Below are 16,832 nucleotides of genomic sequence, written 5' to 3'. Positions count from 1 at the left end.
GTCAGCGAAGGTGGGCATGTCGAGGTCGACGGCCGCAGTGCGTCGGACGATGCGGTTATCGAGCTGGGCGAGTTTGGCGTTCGCTGCGGCCAGGCTGACCTTGAGCCTTCGGCCTCAACGCACCAACCTTCGCGTTCGGCCTCGGCAATGCGGGCGATCAGGTTGTCGAGGATTTCGATCAGCCGTGGCCGTTGGGACCGGGTCGGCTCGCAGTAGCGGGCATCGGATGCAGCTGTGCTCGTTAATACAGCTGGTGCCGTAGGCTCGCCCGCAGTCGCCGAGCGCGACCTTGCGTCGTTTGAAGTGGCCGAGGAACTCCTCCCACTCTTCCTCGGTGGGGCTGTGGTATTCCTCGCTCGGGCGTAGTTCCCGGCGGCGGGCGATGAAGGCGCGGTGCCCGTTGATGGCCTCTTCGGGATAGACCGCTTCGTAGCCCATGGTCGTGTTGATATCGCGATGTCCGAGGATCAAGCGGGCGATGTGGGGAGGCATGCCGTTCATGACGGCGTCGGTGGTGAAGATCCTTCGGAAGTCGTGTGGGGCGAAGTGCAGCGGGTTGCCGGTCGCGTCGGTGAATCCGGTGGCCGCGAGCGCGTCCCGGAGGAGGTCACGGATGCCAGGGATGGGGATCGGCCGGTTTTCCAGCCCGATCTTGCGCTGGAACAGCAGCGGCATGGGCGGGTTCCAGACCTTCGGTGGTGGTCATAGGCGATGAGTCGCGCACCTGCTGAGCTGGAACTTTAAAGACGGTGTGCCCAGAACAGGGCATGTCCGCTGTCGCCCTCAGGGATGAACTCCTCCCGTTCGACCGTCAAGCCGGCCTGTTCGATCCACTCACGGTTGGTCGCAGCGTCCGCATGGCTCCACCACATCGGGGCGCCGCCCTCGAGCCAGTTCTCCTCAATTCCGGTCCACTCGCCGTGTCCCGTGGTAGCCACGAAGCAGCCTCCTGGGCGGAGCCACCCAGCAATCTTCCGCAGCAGGGGCGGCTGCTCAGCCAGTGGAATATGGATCAGGGCGAAGAAGGAGACGATGGCGTCGAAGGACGCGGCATTGAAGGAGACAGCCGTGGCGTCAGCGTGGACGAACTCTGCCTGAGGCACCCGCTCGCGGGCTCGGCGAACCTGCACCTCGCTGATGTCTATGCCCGTAACCCGGTAGCCGGCGGCGGCCAGAGTGCGTGCGACCGGCACCCCACTGCCGCAGCCCAGGTCCAGCACTGCCCCACCGGCCGGGATCCGCTGGCAGAGGTCATCAAGCAGTGACTGGTACTTCGTCTCGGCGCCGTACGCCTCGTCGTAACGCAAGGAGACGGCGTCGTACCCGCGTCGGACCAGGTCCTTCGGATCTGTGATGTCCACGTTCGAGACGTTAGCCAGTGGCCCCCGCCAGGGCGAACGAATATCTCGAACCTTGTCGATCAACAAGACGAGCGGACGTCGAAGAACGAGCCGGACCGCGGTACCCATACAGGCCGGCCGCCAGCCTGAACCCGTGGGTTCGCCACGAAGGCCCTTCAGAATTCGCGAACTCGCGGAGGTTCGGCATCGACGCCCTCTGCTGCCGCCCTGGCGTCGAGGGCGCCCACGAGAAGGGTGGAGTCAAGGGGCAGATCGGTACTTCCGCCGTAACCACTTCACGCCGCTGCCTTCTCTGAACTACCGGTTGGTTCCTGCCGCATGAGGTGTCGGGCTCAGCCATGCCTGCAGGAAGCCAGCACCGACCTTAACGATCGTCAGCGCATCTTCCCGATCTTCATTGCTCGCGCCCGCTCGCCGGTGATCTCTGGTCGGATGCGCTCGGCCAGGCAGTGCCGGTGGGAGATGACGGTGTGACTTCCTGGGCCGTCGTTGCTCCGCGAGTCGAGGACGAGCGCGCCTCCACCTGGGCTCAACGTGATCGGTTCGCCACAGAAGTCGCAGCGCCAGGCCAGCGACTCCAGGTCGGCAGGTCGGATGCTGAGCCGCACTGATACCGGCGGATGCCAGCGGTGGATTTGCTCAATCACTGCATCGATCTGCGCACCTACGGGTGGAAAGAGCGCGAGGAGTTCGTCATGGCTGCTCGTGGTCCGGGAGAACTGCTGGATCATGTCGATAGAGGCCGACAGACCGGCGTTCTCGTAACCGATGATCTCAACGATCACACCCCACGGGTGATGGCTGAGGACCCTGGCCTGAACTCTCTGGCCAGGCAGTAGCGCCAGACTCTCTGTCTCGAACCGTTCCATAGACCGCCTCCCCTCCTTCAGCCCAACAGGCTGCACCCGGTGGTGCTCATACACGCGCGTCGTCGGCGTCGGAGCCGATCACCGCGCTCAGGACCCGCAAGGCGTCATCGTATTGGTGACAGTCGAATTGGAACGGGCCGAACCCCGTGTAGTCGCGGGTCTTGCGGTAGGGCTGCTCGAAGGAGTCCCAGGTCACGAGCTCGGGTGTCACGGTGATGCGGGCCATGAGCGGCCAGCATCCCCACTCGCCGCATTCGCAGCCAAGCAACGGTGTCTTCGGTCCCATCGCGTTGGTGGATCGACCGTGGAAGTGGTCCTCCATCGGGCCGAAGCGGAAGAACTCTGGGATGAGACCACCGTAGGCGTCGCCTGCGGGCTGCATCCCAGCGTCCATCTCGAACCTGTCGATCAGCTCAGTGAGCGGTGTTCCGTCGATGTGTAGGACGATCTCAAGCACGCCACGATCGTCGCGCTGCCGGCGATCGAACCGGATCTCATTGTTGGCCATCGCTTGATTGTCCCAGCTCGCGGCTTGCCGCTGGCAGCATGGTTTCGGCGGTGACATGACGCCCCCGCGACGTCGGGGAAGGTCGGCATGCCGAGGTGGATGGCGGCGGCGCGGTGGGTGATGAGGTTGTCGAGCTGGGCGAGGCTGACCTTGAGCCCTTCGGCCTCGCCTGCCCTCGCGTTCGGCCTCGGCGATCCGGGCGATCAGGTTGTCGAGGATGTCTGCCAGTCGCGGCCGCTGCTCCGGGGCGGCCCGCAGGAGCGGGCATCTGATGCAGCTGTGCTCGTGGACGCAGTTGGTGCCTAGGCCCGGCCGCAGTCGCCGAGGCGACCTTGCGTCGTTCGAAGTGGCCGAGGAACTCCTCCCACTCCTGCTCGGTGGGGCTGCGGTATTCCTCACTGGGCCGCAGATCCCTGCGGCGGGCGATGAACGCGCAGTGCCCGTTGATGGCCTCCTCGGGATAGACGGCCTCTCCTCGGCGGCTTCTGCTGCGGCCTTCAGCAGGCGGGTGGCCAGTTTCGTAGAAGCCGGCAGGTCCGGGCCAGGTGCCGGGCGGCTGGTGTCGCGTACCAGCGGGTGCAGCCGCGCGACCGGCAGCGCGCCCAGCCCGGTCGCGGAGTGCCAAGTCAGCTTGGCACTTCCTCTCGTCGCCGGTCATCGCCGGCTGTGGCGGGGATGGCGTTGTCGATGAGGACGGCGGCGATGGCGGCGGCGGTGGGGAAGGCGTCGGCGTCGAGGACCCGGGTGCGGGCCGCGGCGCCGTCGAGGAGCAGCGCGAGTTGCTCGCCGAGTTGTTCAGGGTCGGCGGCGCCGGCTTCGCGGGCGGTGTCGGCGAGCCGCGCGGCGACGGCTTTCTTGTAGTCGCGTGCGTACTGGGATGCGGGGTGCTGGGGGTCGTTCAGTTCGACGGTGGCGGCGATGTAGGGGCACAGGGGGGTGGTGGGGGGGATGTCGAAGGCGGCGAGGAGCCGTTCGCGGGGCGTGAGGTCGGTGCGGTCGAACACGCCGGGCAGAACGGAGGGGTCGAACCGGCGCAGGTACTCGGCGACGAGTTCGTCCTTGCTGGTGAAGTGCTGGTAGGCCGTGCGCTTGGACACCTCGGCCGCCGCGCAGAGCTGGTCCATGCCGGTGCGGTTGATGCCCTGCTCGCGGAACAGCTGCTGGGACGCGCTGAGGATGCGCTCGCGGGCGCCCCGGCCGCGGCGGCGGCCCGTGGGGCCCTTCTCCAACTCCGTCATGGGTCCATGGTACCCCGGCTGGGTAACGACCGGTGTACATAGTTTGCCTCCCGGCCACCCACCCCGTACGGTACGTAAACAGGGCGGTGTACATAACACCGTCGTCCCAGGTACACACGGCACCACCGACCCAAGGGAACGACTATGGGAAAGCTCGACGGCAAGGTCGCGGTCATCACCGGCGGCACCACCGGCATGGCGCTGGCAGGCGCGAAGCTGTTCGTCGACGAGGGAGCGCACGTCTTCATCACCGGCCGCCGCCAGGACGCCCTGGACGAGGCCGTGAAGCAGATCGGCCGCAACGTCACCGGCGTCCAGGGCGACGCCGCCGACCTGGACGACCTGGACCGCCTCTACGACACCGTCAAGCGGGAGAAGGGCAGCATCGACGTGCTGTGGGCCAGCGCAGGCGGGGGCGAGCCCGCCCTGCTCGGCGAGATCACCGAGGCCCAGTTCGACACCTGGTTCGGGCTCAACGCCCGCGGCACCCTGTTCACCGTCCAGAAGGCCCTTCCGCTCTTCAACGACGGCGGCTCCATCCTCATGACCGGCTCCAACGCCTCCCTCGGCGCCTTCCCCGGCTGGAGCGTCTACGCCGGCAGCAAGGCCGTCCAGCAGGCCTGGGCCCGCATCTGGCTCAACGAGCTGAAGGACCGCCGCATCCGCGTCAACGTCCTGACCCCTGGTCAGGTCGCCACCGTCAAGCAGGAAGAACTCTTCGACGAGGCCACCAAGCGCCAGTTCGAGTCCCTCATCCCCCGCGGCCAGATGGGCCGCCCCGACGAGATCGCCACCGCCGCCCTCTTCCTCGCCTCCGACGACTCCAGCTACGTCAACGGCATGGAACTGGTCGCGGACGGCGGCACCACCGCCATCTGAACCGGACAACCCACAACCAGGGCAGGACATCTCATGAGCAGCATCAGCATCATCGGTACCGGGAACATGGCCCGCACCATCGGCGCGCGGGCGATAGCGGGCGGCAACACCGTCGAGGTCATGGGCCGCGATCAGTCCAAGGCCGCTGACCTGGCCAGGGCTCTCGGCGACGGCGCCACGACCGGAGCATGGGGCACCGCCCCGGCCGGGGACATCGTCATCGTGGCCCTGTTGTACAACGGTGTCGTGCCGGCCGTCGCCCAGTACGGAGACGCTCTCGCGGGCAAGGTCATCGTCGACATCAGCAACCCCTTCAATTCCACGTTCGACGGGCTGGCCCACCGCGAGGAGACCTCGATCGCGCAGGAAGTCGCCAAGGCCGCCCCGGCCGGCGCCAGCGTGGTGAAGGCGTTCAACACCGTCTTCCGCCATGTCCTGGAGAAGGGTCGGCCCGACGTCTTCCTCGCCGGCGACAATGCGCAGGCCAAGGCAAGTGTGGAGGCGTTCATCGAAAGCCTCGGGCTGCGCCCGCTGGACGTCGGCGGCCTGAAAATGGCGCACTGGCTGGAAGGAGCGGGCGTGGTCACGGTGGGCCTCGCCAACCATGGGGTGGGGAACTTGAACTTCGCCCTCAGCATCACCGAACTTCCTGCCTGAGCGAACGATTGACTGAGCCTTTTCGGAGCGGCTGCCGACCGGGGGACGGAGCCGGCGTGAGGGCGGGGTGCGCAACGCACAGGGCTCCTGTGCTGTTGAGGGAGGGGTTGTTCCAAGTCTCAACTCAGCAGCATGGGAGTCCAGTTGGTTCACCATCCTGCCGCACTCGACCTCCCACACACCCTGGTCGAGTGGGTCACGATGCTCATCGTCACCCATGAGGGTGACAGGCGCTGCAAACTCCCGCCGCACCGGCGCGCACTCGTCGTGCTGGTGTACCTGCGCCGCCACGACACCCTCGCGAGGATCGCGGCCGGCTTCGGATATCCGTCGGTACCGCCCACGCCTACGTGACCACCGTCATGGGCCTGCTCGCCGACCGGGTCCCGGGCCTGCTGAAGACGCTGCGCGACCACGATCCCGAGTTCGTCCTTCTGGACGGCACCCTCGCCGCGTGCGACCGCGTCGGCGGCAGCCGCGCCGACTGCTCCGCCAAGCACCGCCGCCACGGCGTGAACGTCCAGGTCGTCACCGATCCGATCGGCGAGCTTCTGTGGATCTCGCCCGCGTTGCCGGGCCCGCCCACGACCTGACCGCGGCCCGCACCCACAAGATCATCCGGATCTGCGAACGCCAGGGCGGCCCCATCCTCGCCGACGGGCGCCTGCACCGGTGCCGGCCCGCACGTCACCACTGGCCTGAGACCGCCGCCCGGCGGGGAACTCACCCCCACCCAGCGCACCGTGAACCGTGCCCTCGCCCAGGCCCGAGCTCCCCTCGAACGCGGCATGGCGCGACTGAAATCCTGGCAGATCCTCCGCAGATCCCCCATCAGCCCCAACCGCATGACCGTCATCGCCAAAGCCGTCCTCACCCTGCAGAGGCAACGCTCAAATCGCTCAGTGACTCGCTGTCGTCTTTCCGATCTTGAAGGCTGGCCGTCGAACGGGAGTCAGGCAAGACGTTCGAGCGGCAGGCCGAAGGAGGGGAAGAGGTCGGCCCGGTGGAACGCGAGCACCGCGGACACTCCCGCTTCGGACAGCGTCAGCGCCTGCAGGTAGCGCGCGTGGAAGAGGCCGTCACGACCGCGGCTGTACAGGGCGAACGCGGGCTGGCCGTTGGCTGACGTCTCCACCATGACGCGCCGTCCGTCGCCAGGCACCAGTTTGGCCGCGATGAGACGCAGTACATCCTCTCGGCCGCGGAACCAGGTCGGGATCGGGGGCATCTCCCACCGGACGTCCTGCGTCAGGAGCCCTTCGAGAGTGACCAGGTCCGCCCGCTCGAAGGCTCTGGCGTACTGATCGAGCAGGGCCCGGCGCCGGGGCTCGTCCGGTTCGCTGAACTGGTCCTCGGCCGGGGCGACCCTGGCGAGTTCGGCCCGTGCGCGCTGCAGCGAGCTGTTGACAGCCGCGGTCGTGGTGCCGAGCACGGCGGCGACCTCGGATGCCGGCCAGACCAGGACGTCCCGGAGAATCAGAACCGCGCGCTGCCGCGGCGGCAGATGCTGCAGCGCCGCGACCATCGCCAGCCTCAGGCTCTGGCGAGTCCCCACGACGACTGCCGGGTCGGCGCTCATCAGGTGATCGGGGAGCGGCTCGAGCCAGCTGGCCTCCAGCATCGGCGCGTCCAGGTCGTCCGGATCGGTTCCGGGCGCACCCAGCGCTGAAGGCACCAGGCGGCGACTGCTGTGTTTCAGGGCGTTCAGGCACAGCCGCGTGGCGATCCGGTACAGCCAAGTCCTGACCGAGGAGCGCTGCTCGAAGTCCGCGAAGCCCTTCCAGGCGCGCACATACGCCTCCTGTACCACGTCCTCCGCGTCGTGCAGCGAGCCCAGCATCCGATAGCAGTGCGCGATCAGCTCACCGCGGATCTGTGCGAACTCGTCCTCCAGGTTCATCGAAGCTCCTCGACCGGTTCCGGGCGGGCGATCGGGTCGCTGGGCTCCACGCTGTGCCGTACGCCGATGCAGAGTCCCGCCGCCGCGCCGAGCAGCGACAGTACGCCGCTCGCGGTGAAGGCACGGGTGAATCCGGTGGAGAAGGATGCATAGCCCCCGGCGGCGGCGAAGACCGCGGTCAGGACGGCGACTCCGACAGCCCCACCGAGCTGCCTCATCATGCCGTAGACGCCGGAGGCGAGCCCGACCGCCTCGCGGGGCAGAGCTCCGACGCTCGCGCTCTGCGCCGCCGGCAGTGCCATGGAGACGCCGCACCCGGCCACGATCAGCGGTGCCACCAGCTCCCCGTACCGCGCCGCACCAGTGCTCACCAGGCTGATCCAGAACATGCCGACCGCCTGCAGCCCCAGACCCGCCGCGACCAGCGGGCGTTCACCGACCCTGTCCACGAGGCGGCCTGCGAGCGGTGACACGAGGAAGAGCGTGCCGGTCCACGGCAGCAACCGCAGCCCGGCCTGAAGCGGACCGGCGGCGAAGGCCGCCTGCATGTACTGGGCCATGAAGAACACCGCGCCGAACAGCGCCGCGGTGAGGAAGAAGCCCGCCGCGTTACCGGCCGAGAACGCTCTGGACCGGAAGCAGGCCGGTGGCACCATCGGCTGCTGCGCACGGCTCTCCCAGACCAGGAAGGCCAGGAGCAGCAGGCCCCCGACCGACAACGAGCCGATCACCTCGGCACTGGACCAGCCGGCCGGCGCACCACGGACCACTCCCCAGACGATGCCGAGAACGGCCAGGGTGATCAGTGCGACGCCGGGCAGGTCCAGGCGGCGAGCCGCGCCCCTGCTCTCGCCGATCCGCAGCAGGACGAGCGGGACCGCCACCGCGCCGACGGGCACGTTGATCCAGAAGATCCACTGCCAGGCGAGACCCTCTGTCACGGCGCCGCCGACGACCGGGCCGGCCAGCACACCGAGGCCCGTCAGCCCGCTGAAGACACCGGTTGCCCAGCCCCGGCGGTGGGGCGGGAAAGCCACGCCGATCAGGCCCATCGCCAGGGGCATCACGACGGCCGCTCCGACCCCCTGCACAGCCCGAGCCGCGATCAGCCACTGAACGGACGGGGCCAGCGCGCAGGCTGCCGAGGCGACCGAGAACAAGCCAAGGCCGGCCGCGAACATCCGCCGCCTGCCCCAGCGGTCGCCCAGCGCCGCCGCGATCATCAACAGCATCGCGAAGCTGAGGGTGTAAGCGTTGACCGTCCACTCCAGCTGCTCGATCGAGGCACCGAGATCCTGCTTGATGCTGCTCAGCGCCGCCGCCACCACCAGCACGTCGAGCGCCACCATCACGGCGCCGAGCGAGGCCAGGCCCAGCACCCAGCGCTGGCCGACGGTTGTCCGGTCCTTGCTGCCCACGAGAGGTCCTCCAGAAAGTCGCTGTCACTGGTTCTGACAACCCAGAGGGCTCCGACTCATCGCCGCGATGAGTCAGACGCGTTCGCGTTGTCAGAACCAGTGACAGCGAACCGATCGCACCGAGGAGAGCCCGATGAGCGCAGTGATCCGCTACCGGACGAAGCCGGAATCAGCCGACGAGAACCAGCGACTGATCGAGAACGTCTTCGCCGAGCTCACGACGACGGCGGCGCCGGCCGGGCTGCGGTACAGCAGCTTCCGGCTGGCCGACGGAGTCACCTTCGTCCATGTCGTGGACGGCGAGGGCCTGGCCGAGCTGGCCGCCTTCCAGGAGTTCCAACGCGAACTCGGCACCAGGCTCGCCGACGACCTCACTCGTGAGGAGGCCACCCTGATCGGCTCCTACACGGATACGACGGTGACCACCCACAGTTGAACGCCGGGCCCGGGGTGAGCCGGGGCCACCCGCTCGTTCCGTGTCCGGGCCGCGCCGGCCCGTCAAGGGCGCCTTCGGCGTCGCTCACGCGATGCGCTGCGCGCATTCTGGACCGGCCACCATGGCCCTGTCGCAGGCCGGCTATCGGGCAGCCCGTCCCTTGTGGCGTCCGTCCGCAGGTCAGCGCCGGTTTGCCTGGGAAATCAAGCCGAGCAACTCCGAGGCCACCCCGAGCACCTGGTGGGGAGATTCAGACATCGCCATCACCGGTGGACCTGCCGGCCGTCGCCCGCCCTCAGCCGACCCCGGCGAGCCAGACGACATGGGTACGGGGCTATCACCGCTCGGACGGCACCTACGTCCGCGGGCACCACCGGCGTATCAATCACCAGGTCGCCGCGGCTGCCGGCGGAGGCGGCGCCATCCTGTGCATACTCCTGCTGCTGGCCCTCCTGAGCGGCGCAGGCACGGGCAGTGCGAACACCCCCAGCCCGCACCCGACCTCCCCGGCCAGCATCAGCGGCCACTCATCCCACCAGTAACGAGCCCCGAAGGCCCCGGACGATGAGCCGTCCGGGGCCCTCACCGTTTCTCTCACCGCGGGAGCGTCCGGGCGGTACGGGCGGTACACGGCGCTGTCGGGGGCCATATGCCGCCCGAGCGGGGCGACTGCGGGACTGGCGCGCATGCGATGCAGAGCGCGGTCCAACACAGACGGACCGCGCCTCAACCGCCATACCTGGGAGTCCGACGTGAACGCCTCTCTCGGAGCTGCCCCGTGCCCGGACTACCGGGCCAGGGTCACGGTGACGAGGGCATCCGTGCAGTTGCTCAAGATCTGTGCCAGTGCGGCCTGTTCGCCTGCGTCGACGCTCAGGCCCGAGCGTGTCTTGTCGGCCACCCAGTCGGTGACGTACTGGCCGCGGTAGGCCTCAGCCGGCGGCGGCCAGGTGCTGGGGTCCTGGTCCGCCTTGAACCGGTTGGAGGCGGCGGACACCGCGATCAGCGCCCGGCCGTCCCCGAGGTCGTTGGCATAGGCCTCCCGCTCCTTGGCGGTCCACGCGTACGCGCCGACTGGTGGGGAGCGTCATTCCAAGTACGCGATATTCGGAGCTGGAGGTGATGTCAGGGGGAGGGGCTACGGTCTGCCGCTGTGGACGCTGCTGATCTTGACTATCGGGCCCGGACGCAGTCCGGCTGCATCCCGCCGCACCTGGTCTCCCGGCTTCTGGAACTCGGCCATGCCGAGACGGTGGAGTTTTGGGCCGGCCGTGGGGAGTGGTTCTGCGCGCGGGAGTGTGCGCGGCTGCTCGGTGAACAGGGCCGACGGGCTGAGGCGCTGGAGATGCTCGCCCCGTATCTGGCTACGGGCTGGTGGACGGCCACCAGGACCACGGCTGAACTATTGGAGATCTGGGGGCGGGCCGACGAGGCGATCGTGCTGACCCGTGCTCGCATGGAGGTCGGGCATCCTCTGGCACTGGAGTTCTCTGCACGATTGCTCGCCCGGCATGGCCGCAGCGACGAGGCGTTCACTCTGCTGCAGCCGCACATCGACGACTGGTTCCTCGCTGCGGCCTTGGTCGACGTAGCGGAGGGCGCCGGCCGAGACGAGAAGGCAGCCGAGTTGCTCGCCGCCCGGATCCCGGACGAACACCGACTCTCCGTGGTGCTGTCGCGGCCTCGATCCCGACACGGCGATCGGTTTGCTCGCCACGATCCGTGAACGCCAGGGCCGCGTGGATGAGGCCGTCGCCCTGCTCGGCACCCGGAACGTCACCTCGGTCAACGGCCGGGACCAGTTGGCCGATCTGCTGGCCCGGCACGACCGGACCGGGGAACTGCGCGCCTACGCAGTAACCGAGGAGCTGGGGTACGCCGCACGATGCCTTGCGGAACTGCTGGAAGAACGCGGTGACGTCGAGGGCGCGATTGCGGCATACCGGCAGGCTGACGAACCTGCCGCCTACGACCCCAACTCGGCTGTCCAGCTCGCGCAGCTGCTGGTCCGGCACGGTCGGGGGAACGACGCACCCGAAATCTGACGATGACCCGGCGCGGACCCAACGGCCGTTCATCCAGGGCGCGTTGATACGTGCTGTGTATGCGGCGGGCCTGCTTGCGGCAGTTCGGGTACCGGCCTGGGCGGGCCGTCGACACCGCCTCCACCACCAGGATGCCGGAAGAATCGCTCACCCCCTCCACCCGCACAGCGATCCCGGGAAACAGCACATCCTCTACCGTCTTGCTCGACACAGCAGGAAGTACGCTGCCGAAACGCTCCCCGCGTTCCCGCCTGACCTGGGGATTCACGGAACTGCGGCCAGAACTTTGAACTTCCCCGCCCCTCGCTATGCGTGCGGACATTCCTGCACGCCCAACTTCCCCACCACCTGCACGCTCACTTGCGGACGGGCGCCATGACCTTGTGACCAGCCGCGCACCGTGCCTGTGATCACCAACTGGCAGCCGAGCGTCGGCGAAGGCGTGCCGCACATCGCCGTACCGCGTGACCGACCATGCCGGCAGCCGGTTGACGCCGGCGATCCGCTGGACGGCCCGGCCGACCGCGAGCGAGATGCGGGTCGGCTCCCGCGGAGGGGCGCAGGGCGTCACAGCGGCCATTCGGACATCTCGAGGATTGCCTCGCAATCGAAACGAGGAGCACTCCCCGTTTTCTGCTATGGTCACACTTGCCGTCTGATCGGGGAATGGTCCCCACTTTTGTCCGGGAGCCGCCGATGCGCTCGCAGCACCCCACCGTCCGACTCGCCGACCTCACCGACGACTTCACCGCCGACCCCTACCCCGCCTTCAGCGCGCTGCGCTCGCGCGGGTCTGTCCACCACGTACGTTTCCCCACCGGAGACGAGTCATGGCTGGTGGTCGGGCACGAGGAAGTGCGCGCCGCCTTCGCCGACCCCAGGCTGCGCAATGACGTGCGGCACTCTGCCGACTTCGCGGACGACGGGCTGTACGCCGTGGGCCGCAACATGCTCCAGGTCGATCCGCCCGATCACACCCGCTTGCGGACGCTGGTGGCCCGCGAGTTCACCGCCCGCCGCGTCCAGTCGCTGCGGCCCCGAGTTCAGGAGGCGGCCGATGAGCTCCTGGACGCCGTGGCCGCCGACGGCCGTGCCGACCTTGTGGCTGCATACGCCTATCCGCTGCCGCTCACCATCATCTGCGAGCTGCTCGGCGTGCCAGACGTGGACCGGGCTGCCTTCCGGGCGTGGTCCACGAAGGTCGTCGCCCTCGACGATGCGGAGCAGTCCGCCCGCGCCCAGCAGGAGATGGCCGCGTACCTCGCGGGGCTGGCGGAGGCGAAACGGCGGCATCGGGACGCGGACGAGAGCGATCTGCTGCACGCCCTGGTCCGCGCCCACGACGGGGACGGCGCCGACCGGCTCACCCCGGAGGAACTGCTCGGAATGGCCTTCTTGCTGCTGGTCGCTGGGCACGAGACCACCGTCAACCTCATCGCCAACGCCGTCCACCTACTGCTCGGCCATCCCGGGCAGCTCGCCGCCCTCCGCGTCGACCCCGAATTGCTGGAGGCTGCCGTGGAGGAGACGCTCCGCTTCGAGTCGCCCGCACCGGCGGGCACCTACCGCTACACAGCCGAACCGATCACCCTCGGCGGCGCCCGGATACCGGCGGGCGCGCGTGTCGTGCTCTCCATCGCCGCCGCGAACCGCGACCCCGCGCGCTTCCCCGCCCCCGAACGGTTCGACATCCGCCGCGATCCGGCCGCGACCCGCGCCCACCTCGCCTTCGGGCACGGCCTGCACCACTGCCTGGGCGCCCCGCTGGCCCGCCTGGAAGCGACCCTGGCCCTGCGCATCCTGCTGGACCGCTTCCCCCGCCTGGCCTTCGACGGTGACGGCACACCGCGGTGGCGCACCAGTCTCATGCGGAGCCTACGAGAGCTGCCGGTGCGCTGGTAGACGGAGGTACCCGCCGCCAAGCACGAACGCCGATCTGTACATCGGGTCCCCCTTTCGATGTCGGTGGGCCTCATGCCCACAGCAACGAAGGGGGGATGATCCCTGTTTGCTCAATCGTCGGTAGCATCCATACCGGGGAGCACTCTCCGGTATGGGGCGAGACGGAAAAGAAGGAGACGCGATGGGCGGCCACGCGCCGACCGGGCGCCGCGACGCGTTGCGCAACCGGAAGCTGCTGACGCAGACGGCCCGCGAGGTCTTCGCCGAACAGGGGCTGGACGCTCCGCTCGACGTCATCGCTCGGCGCGCGGGTGTCGGCAACGCGACCCTCTACCGCCACTTCCCGACCCGCGCCGCGCTCGTGGACGAGGTCTTCCGGGATGCTCTCGCCGAGACCATGGCCGCCGGCGCGCGAGCACGCACCGCCGAGGACGCGTGGACAGGGCTGACGCAGTACCTGCACACCGTTTTCGCGACGCTTGCCGCAGACCGCGGCACCAACGACCTCATGACCACGAGCCTGGAAGGCGTAACCTCTCTGGAGGCCGTCCACGCCCATAACCGCGACACCATCGCAGACCTGCTCCGCCGCGGCCAGACGCAGGGCACCGTCCGAGCGAACCTCACCACCGAGGACGTCCTCATTGCCCTCGCGGCGCTGGGCCGGGTCGTGCCTGCGCTGAGCACCGTCGCCCCGGACGCTTGGAACCGCCCGCTTGCCTTGCTTCTCGACGGTTTCCGCGCCCACCCGGCCGCGTCCACCCTGCCCGTGCCGCCCCTCACCTCTGCCCAGCTCAGCAACGTGCTCCTCGAGCTCGGCCCGCACCGGCAGCGTTGAAAGGGTCCTGAGGGAGATCGGCGAGGCCGCTCGTGTCAGATCGCATACGGTCACGGCGCGGTGCTCAGGCCGCGGGGTCGAGAGGGCGGCCGCCCCAGCGGATGCCTTTCCCGCGATACTGAACTTGATTGGGCGATGCCGAAGCCGTTCGCCTGACACCGGCCCGTCGGTTCCGGTAGCCCTTGAGCGTGACGTACGCGCAGCGCGGTGGGTTGGCCGCCGTGCCCGAAGGGCCGCAATCCTCCCGTGGGCCAGGTTTTTGCTAGCCAGAACTGTCCTATGAACTGAGAGGGCGTCTCACGTGGCAAGTTTCGCGAGCTTCTTGTAGCAGGTCAGGGCAGCGGCCAGGCCGAGGAAGGCGAGGAAGTGGGAGCCCTTGCGTTCGTATCGGACGGTCAGGCGGCGGTAGCCGAAGAGCCAAGCGATCGACCGCTCGATCTTCCAGCGGTGCCGACCAAGGCGTTCGCTGGACTCGATGCCTGGCCGCGCGATCCGCGCGACGAGTCCTCGCTCGCGCAGCCGGGCCAGGTGTTCGGCGGAGAACTATGCTTTGGCCGCGCGGAGTTTGACGGGCCGGCGCCGCCGTGGTCCCCGACGGGATCGGACGGCGGGGGTGCCGAGGATGAGCGGCTTGAGGACGCTTCCCCTTTTGGCGCGAGCGGAGGCCGCGTCGACGTCGCCGAGGTCCAGTCCACCTCACCCCGGGCCCCGAGTTCGTCCAACGCCGCCCGATGCAGCCGACGCCACAGGCCGACGCCGGTCCATACCGTGGAGCGGCGACGCGCGGTGGCGGAGGACGTGCCGAACGTCGGCGGCAGATGCCGCCAAGCACAGCCGCTGGTCAGCACGTACACCACTGCGGTGAACACGGCCCGCTCGTCACGCGGAGCGGTCCCGCCACCTTGCGGTCGAGCCGCGAACGACGGCAGTTACGGGGCGACCAGCTCCCAGAGCTCATCAGGAACCAGACGCTTCGACAGGTCAGCACCTGCCGCCAGCATCATGCCGCTCGAACATCAAGTCACGTTGGGCGGCACCCTCTAACCCTTGCCTGATGTGGCCGATCTGGCGGCCTGCTCGATCTTCGCGCAGTAGGCGGCGCGGGCTTCTTCATCGATCTGCATCTCGTGTTCGGGGCGCATCCCGGTTCGGCCGTCGACGCCTTCGCGCAGGATGTCGGCGTGCCCGGCATGCCGGTTGGTCTCGCCGAGGACGTGGACCAGGATGGCGAACAGGTTCGTGTTGGCATAAGGCTCCGGCCACCACGGCACGTGGCCGGGGGCATCAAGGGCAAGCTCGTCGATCGTCGCGTCTGAGTGCTCCCACGTTCGCCGGTAGGACTCGATGATCTGATCGCGCGCCTCGTCCTCAGTCGCCCACAGATCGCTGCCGTCGTGGTCCTGCCACCGGGGCAGCGGTTCCGGGGACGGCCGGTCGAAGACTTCACCGAAGTACCTGGCCTCGACGCTGGCCACGTGTTTGACCAGGCCGAGGAGGTTGGTCCCGGTCGCCGTCAAAGGTCGGCGGGCGTCGTATTCGGACAGGCCGTCGAGTTTCCAGAGCAGCGCCTTGCGGTCCCGCCGCAGTCTCCCGTGCAGGTGGTCCTTCGCGAATTCGTCGATCATGCGGCATGAGCCTGCCATGGGCTACTCGTGGCCTCAAGATCCCGTACGTGGACCGCAGCGACCGACAAGGCCGAAGCCTGGCCGGCGCTAGCTCGTTGCCAGGGCATGGGCATAGTTGAGCGGTTGGTGCCGGACGGGCTGTGGGAGATCTTCCAAGGTGTGGCGCCTGAGCCGCCGGTGCGAAGCCAGGGCGGCGGTCGGCGACGATTGACGACAGTGCGGTGCTGGCGGCGATCATCTTCGTGGCGACTACGGGTTGTACATCACGGCAGTTGCCGCCAGTCTTCAGTGCCTCCTGGCAAACGGTGCACCGGCCCTTCGCCGACTGGTCCAAGGCCCGGGTGTGGGCGAAGGTGCACCGCATCGTGCTGGACCGGCTCGGCGCGGATGGCGAGCTTGACTCGTCGCGATGCGCGATCGACTCGGTGAGCGTCCTCGTCCTCAGGGGGGCCGCTGAGCGGACCAAATCCGACCGACGGCGGCAGGAACGGATCGAAGATCCACCTGGCCTGCGACCGCAATGGCACGCACAATCTCCTTGCTCACCGTCTGCCGCATCGCGGCGAGGTTCATCTGCTACCGCCCGCTGGTCACCTGACTCGGGTTGCTCAGAGACCACTCGGATGGCTGGAAAGCCAGGTGGCGTGCCGATCGCGCATCCGATCCCGCTCCTGGGGTGTGGGCAGGAGGACGTCGGCACCGCCGTCGTAGGGATGGTAGATGCGCCGCATCCGGGTGTCGGTGACGAGGACGCCCGCCAGCTTGTCATCGGCGATGTCTCGTAGCATCTCGTCGATGCATCCATGCTGCCACGGCCGGCGGGCGGTGAAGAGGTGGCAGTAGGTGCGGAACTCCGGGTCGGGGTCGTCCTCCACCAGCAGGCTCTGCCAGTAGCCGCCGTCCGGCCGGTGCGCCGGGACGTCGGGCTCGGTAGTCCATACGGGAGTGATGACGTACACGTCCATACCGGCGAACAGCTCGTCGAGGACGGTGTTGCACCGCTCCAGGACAATGGCGTACTCGTCCTCGTCCTCTGCATATCGCTTCGACTCAGGGAGGCTGTGGAAGCGCACCCAGACGTCCCGGTAAGGATCGCGGATCTTGTAACCGACGGGAGGACAGAGGGGCCATCGCTGTTGCCACAGCTCCGTCAACG

Annotated in this window: 17 protein-coding genes and 3 pseudogenes; 9 read left to right on the top strand and 11 right to left on the bottom strand. The window is 68.5% G+C overall.

Annotation, left to right across the window (positions count from 1 at the left end; all coding sequences use genetic code 11):
- Positions 1–114 precede the first annotated feature (114 nt).
- The 5 genes from ABZ484_RS04305 to ABZ484_RS04285 all read right to left on the bottom strand — a co-directional run bounded on the left by ABZ484_RS04305 (position 115) and on the right by ABZ484_RS04285 (position 3,976).
- Complete coding sequence (locus ABZ484_RS04305; RefSeq protein ID WP_358864371.1) at positions 115–675, bottom strand: site-specific integrase; 561 nt, start codon at positions 673–675, stop codon at positions 115–117.
- Positions 676–740: 65 nt separating this feature from the next.
- Positions 741–1,361 (bottom strand): class I SAM-dependent methyltransferase, encoded by a 621-nt coding sequence (locus ABZ484_RS04300; RefSeq protein ID WP_358864370.1) that lies wholly within the window; start codon positions 1,359–1,361, stop codon positions 741–743.
- A gap of 374 nt (positions 1,362–1,735) precedes the next feature.
- Positions 1,736–2,230, bottom strand: coding sequence for a hypothetical protein (locus ABZ484_RS04295; RefSeq protein WP_358864369.1), 495 nt, complete (start codon positions 2,228–2,230; stop codon positions 1,736–1,738).
- 46 nt (positions 2,231–2,276) lie between these two features.
- Positions 2,277–2,738, bottom strand: coding sequence for a hypothetical protein (locus ABZ484_RS04290; protein ID WP_358864368.1), 462 nt, complete (start codon positions 2,736–2,738; stop codon positions 2,277–2,279).
- 626 nt (positions 2,739–3,364) lie between these two features.
- Positions 3,365–3,976: a helix-turn-helix domain-containing protein gene (locus tag ABZ484_RS04285; RefSeq protein ID WP_358864367.1), complete on the bottom strand. Its 612-nt coding sequence runs from the start codon at positions 3,974–3,976 to the stop codon at positions 3,365–3,367.
- 144 nt (positions 3,977–4,120) lie between these two features.
- Here ABZ484_RS04285 and ABZ484_RS04280 point away from each other — a divergent pair, with 144 nt between their 5' ends.
- The 3 genes and pseudogenes from ABZ484_RS04280 to ABZ484_RS04270 form a co-directional block, all read left to right on the top strand.
- Entirely contained in the window at positions 4,121–4,855 is a 735-nt protein-coding gene (locus ABZ484_RS04280; protein WP_358864366.1) for an SDR family oxidoreductase, read from the top strand.
- Between the two features lie 33 nt (positions 4,856–4,888).
- Entirely contained in the window at positions 4,889–5,512 is a 624-nt protein-coding gene (locus ABZ484_RS04275; RefSeq protein ID WP_358864365.1) for an NAD(P)-binding domain-containing protein, read from the top strand.
- Between the two features lie 144 nt (positions 5,513–5,656).
- Positions 5,657–6,402: pseudogene (locus ABZ484_RS04270) on the top strand (transposase family protein); the annotation flags it as partial.
- A 62-nt stretch (positions 6,403–6,464) separates the two neighbouring features.
- Here ABZ484_RS04270 and ABZ484_RS04265 read toward each other — a convergent pair.
- Both ABZ484_RS04265 and ABZ484_RS04260 read right to left on the bottom strand, forming a co-directional pair.
- Positions 6,465–7,412, bottom strand: coding sequence for a sigma-70 family RNA polymerase sigma factor (locus tag ABZ484_RS04265; protein ID WP_358864364.1), 948 nt, complete (start codon positions 7,410–7,412; stop codon positions 6,465–6,467).
- Positions 7,409–8,830: a DHA2 family efflux MFS transporter permease subunit gene (locus ABZ484_RS04260; protein WP_358864363.1), complete on the bottom strand. Its 1,422-nt coding sequence runs from the start codon at positions 8,828–8,830 to the stop codon at positions 7,409–7,411. Before ABZ484_RS04260 ends, ABZ484_RS04265 begins: the two co-directional genes overlap by 4 nt.
- Before the next feature lie 133 nt (positions 8,831–8,963).
- Between ABZ484_RS04260 and ABZ484_RS04255 the strand changes: the two genes are divergently transcribed.
- Complete coding sequence (locus ABZ484_RS04255) at positions 8,964–9,266, top strand: hypothetical protein (protein WP_358864362.1); 303 nt, start codon at positions 8,964–8,966, stop codon at positions 9,264–9,266.
- A 787-nt stretch (positions 9,267–10,053) separates the two neighbouring features.
- Here ABZ484_RS04255 and ABZ484_RS04250 read toward each other — a convergent pair.
- On the bottom strand, positions 10,054–10,263 hold the full coding sequence (locus tag ABZ484_RS04250) for a hypothetical protein (protein ID WP_358864361.1): 210 nt from the start codon (positions 10,261–10,263) through the stop codon (positions 10,054–10,056).
- Positions 10,264–10,419: 156 nt separating this feature from the next.
- Here ABZ484_RS04250 and ABZ484_RS04245 point away from each other — a divergent pair, with 156 nt between their 5' ends.
- From ABZ484_RS04245 to ABZ484_RS04230, 4 genes are all read left to right on the top strand, one after another.
- On the top strand, positions 10,420–10,992 hold the full coding sequence (locus ABZ484_RS04245; RefSeq protein ID WP_358864360.1) for a hypothetical protein: 573 nt from the start codon (positions 10,420–10,422) through the stop codon (positions 10,990–10,992).
- Positions 10,973–11,311 carry a hypothetical protein gene (locus ABZ484_RS04240; protein WP_358864359.1) on the top strand — a complete coding sequence of 113 codons (339 nt, stop codon included), beginning with the start codon at positions 10,973–10,975 and terminating at the stop codon, positions 11,309–11,311. Before ABZ484_RS04245 ends, ABZ484_RS04240 begins: the two co-directional genes overlap by 20 nt.
- Before the next feature lie 696 nt (positions 11,312–12,007).
- Positions 12,008–13,213, top strand: coding sequence for a cytochrome P450 (locus ABZ484_RS04235; RefSeq protein WP_358864358.1), 1,206 nt, complete (start codon positions 12,008–12,010; stop codon positions 13,211–13,213).
- 181 nt (positions 13,214–13,394) lie between these two features.
- The gene (locus ABZ484_RS04230) at positions 13,395–14,051 is read left to right on the top strand and encodes a helix-turn-helix domain-containing protein (protein WP_358864357.1); all 657 of its coding nucleotides are present in this window, start codon (positions 13,395–13,397) and stop codon (positions 14,049–14,051) included.
- Positions 14,052–14,348: 297 nt separating this feature from the next.
- On the opposite strand, the pseudogene ABZ484_RS04225 reads toward ABZ484_RS04230, so the two are convergent.
- Positions 14,349–15,052, bottom strand: a pseudogene (locus ABZ484_RS04225) (transposase).
- Positions 15,053–15,091: 39 nt separating this feature from the next.
- Complete coding sequence (locus ABZ484_RS04220) at positions 15,092–15,676, bottom strand: DinB family protein (protein ID WP_358864356.1); 585 nt, start codon at positions 15,674–15,676, stop codon at positions 15,092–15,094.
- Between the two features lie 105 nt (positions 15,677–15,781).
- Between ABZ484_RS04220 and ABZ484_RS04215 the strand changes: the two are divergent.
- Positions 15,782–16,201: pseudogene (locus tag ABZ484_RS04215) on the top strand (transposase); the annotation flags it as partial.
- A gap of 83 nt (positions 16,202–16,284) precedes the next feature.
- Here ABZ484_RS04215 and ABZ484_RS04210 read toward each other — a convergent pair.
- Positions 16,285–16,749 carry a hypothetical protein gene (locus ABZ484_RS04210; protein WP_358864355.1) on the bottom strand — a complete coding sequence of 155 codons (465 nt, stop codon included), beginning with the start codon at positions 16,747–16,749 and terminating at the stop codon, positions 16,285–16,287.
- Positions 16,750–16,832: the final 83 nt, after the last annotated feature.

It is taken from the genome of Streptomyces sp. NPDC006393, from assembly GCF_040628575.1.
In the GTDB taxonomy this organism is placed as follows: domain Bacteria; phylum Actinomycetota; class Actinomycetes; order Streptomycetales; family Streptomycetaceae; genus Streptomyces.
This window is presented reverse-complemented; position numbering and strand designations above follow the sequence as displayed.

Excerpts from the sequence above, each read along its gene's own strand:
- ABZ484_RS04290 (WP_358864368.1), bottom strand. The coding sequence starts at position 2,738 with ATGGCCAACAATGAGATCCGGTTCGATCGCCGGCAGCGCGACGATCGT.
- ABZ484_RS04285 (WP_358864367.1), bottom strand. The coding sequence starts at position 3,976 with ATGACGGAGTTGGAGAAGGGCCCCACGGGCCGCCGCCGCGGCCGGGGC.
- ABZ484_RS04230 (WP_358864357.1), top strand. The coding sequence starts at position 13,395 with ATGGGCGGCCACGCGCCGACCGGGCGCCGCGACGCGTTGCGCAACCGG.
- ABZ484_RS04275 (WP_358864365.1), top strand. The coding sequence starts at position 4,889 with ATGAGCAGCATCAGCATCATCGGTACCGGGAACATGGCCCGCACCATC.
- ABZ484_RS04305 (WP_358864371.1), bottom strand. The coding sequence starts at position 675 with ATGCCGCTGCTGTTCCAGCGCAAGATCGGGCTGGAAAACCGGCCGATC.
- ABZ484_RS04280 (WP_358864366.1), top strand. The coding sequence starts at position 4,121 with ATGGGAAAGCTCGACGGCAAGGTCGCGGTCATCACCGGCGGCACCACC.
- ABZ484_RS04265 (WP_358864364.1), bottom strand. The coding sequence starts at position 7,412 with ATGAACCTGGAGGACGAGTTCGCACAGATCCGCGGTGAGCTGATCGCG.
- ABZ484_RS04220 (WP_358864356.1), bottom strand. The coding sequence starts at position 15,676 with ATGATCGACGAATTCGCGAAGGACCACCTGCACGGGAGACTGCGGCGG.
- ABZ484_RS04295 (WP_358864369.1), bottom strand. The coding sequence starts at position 2,230 with ATGGAACGGTTCGAGACAGAGAGTCTGGCGCTACTGCCTGGCCAGAGA.
- ABZ484_RS04235 (WP_358864358.1), top strand. The coding sequence starts at position 12,008 with ATGCGCTCGCAGCACCCCACCGTCCGACTCGCCGACCTCACCGACGAC.
- ABZ484_RS04255 (WP_358864362.1), top strand. The coding sequence starts at position 8,964 with ATGAGCGCAGTGATCCGCTACCGGACGAAGCCGGAATCAGCCGACGAG.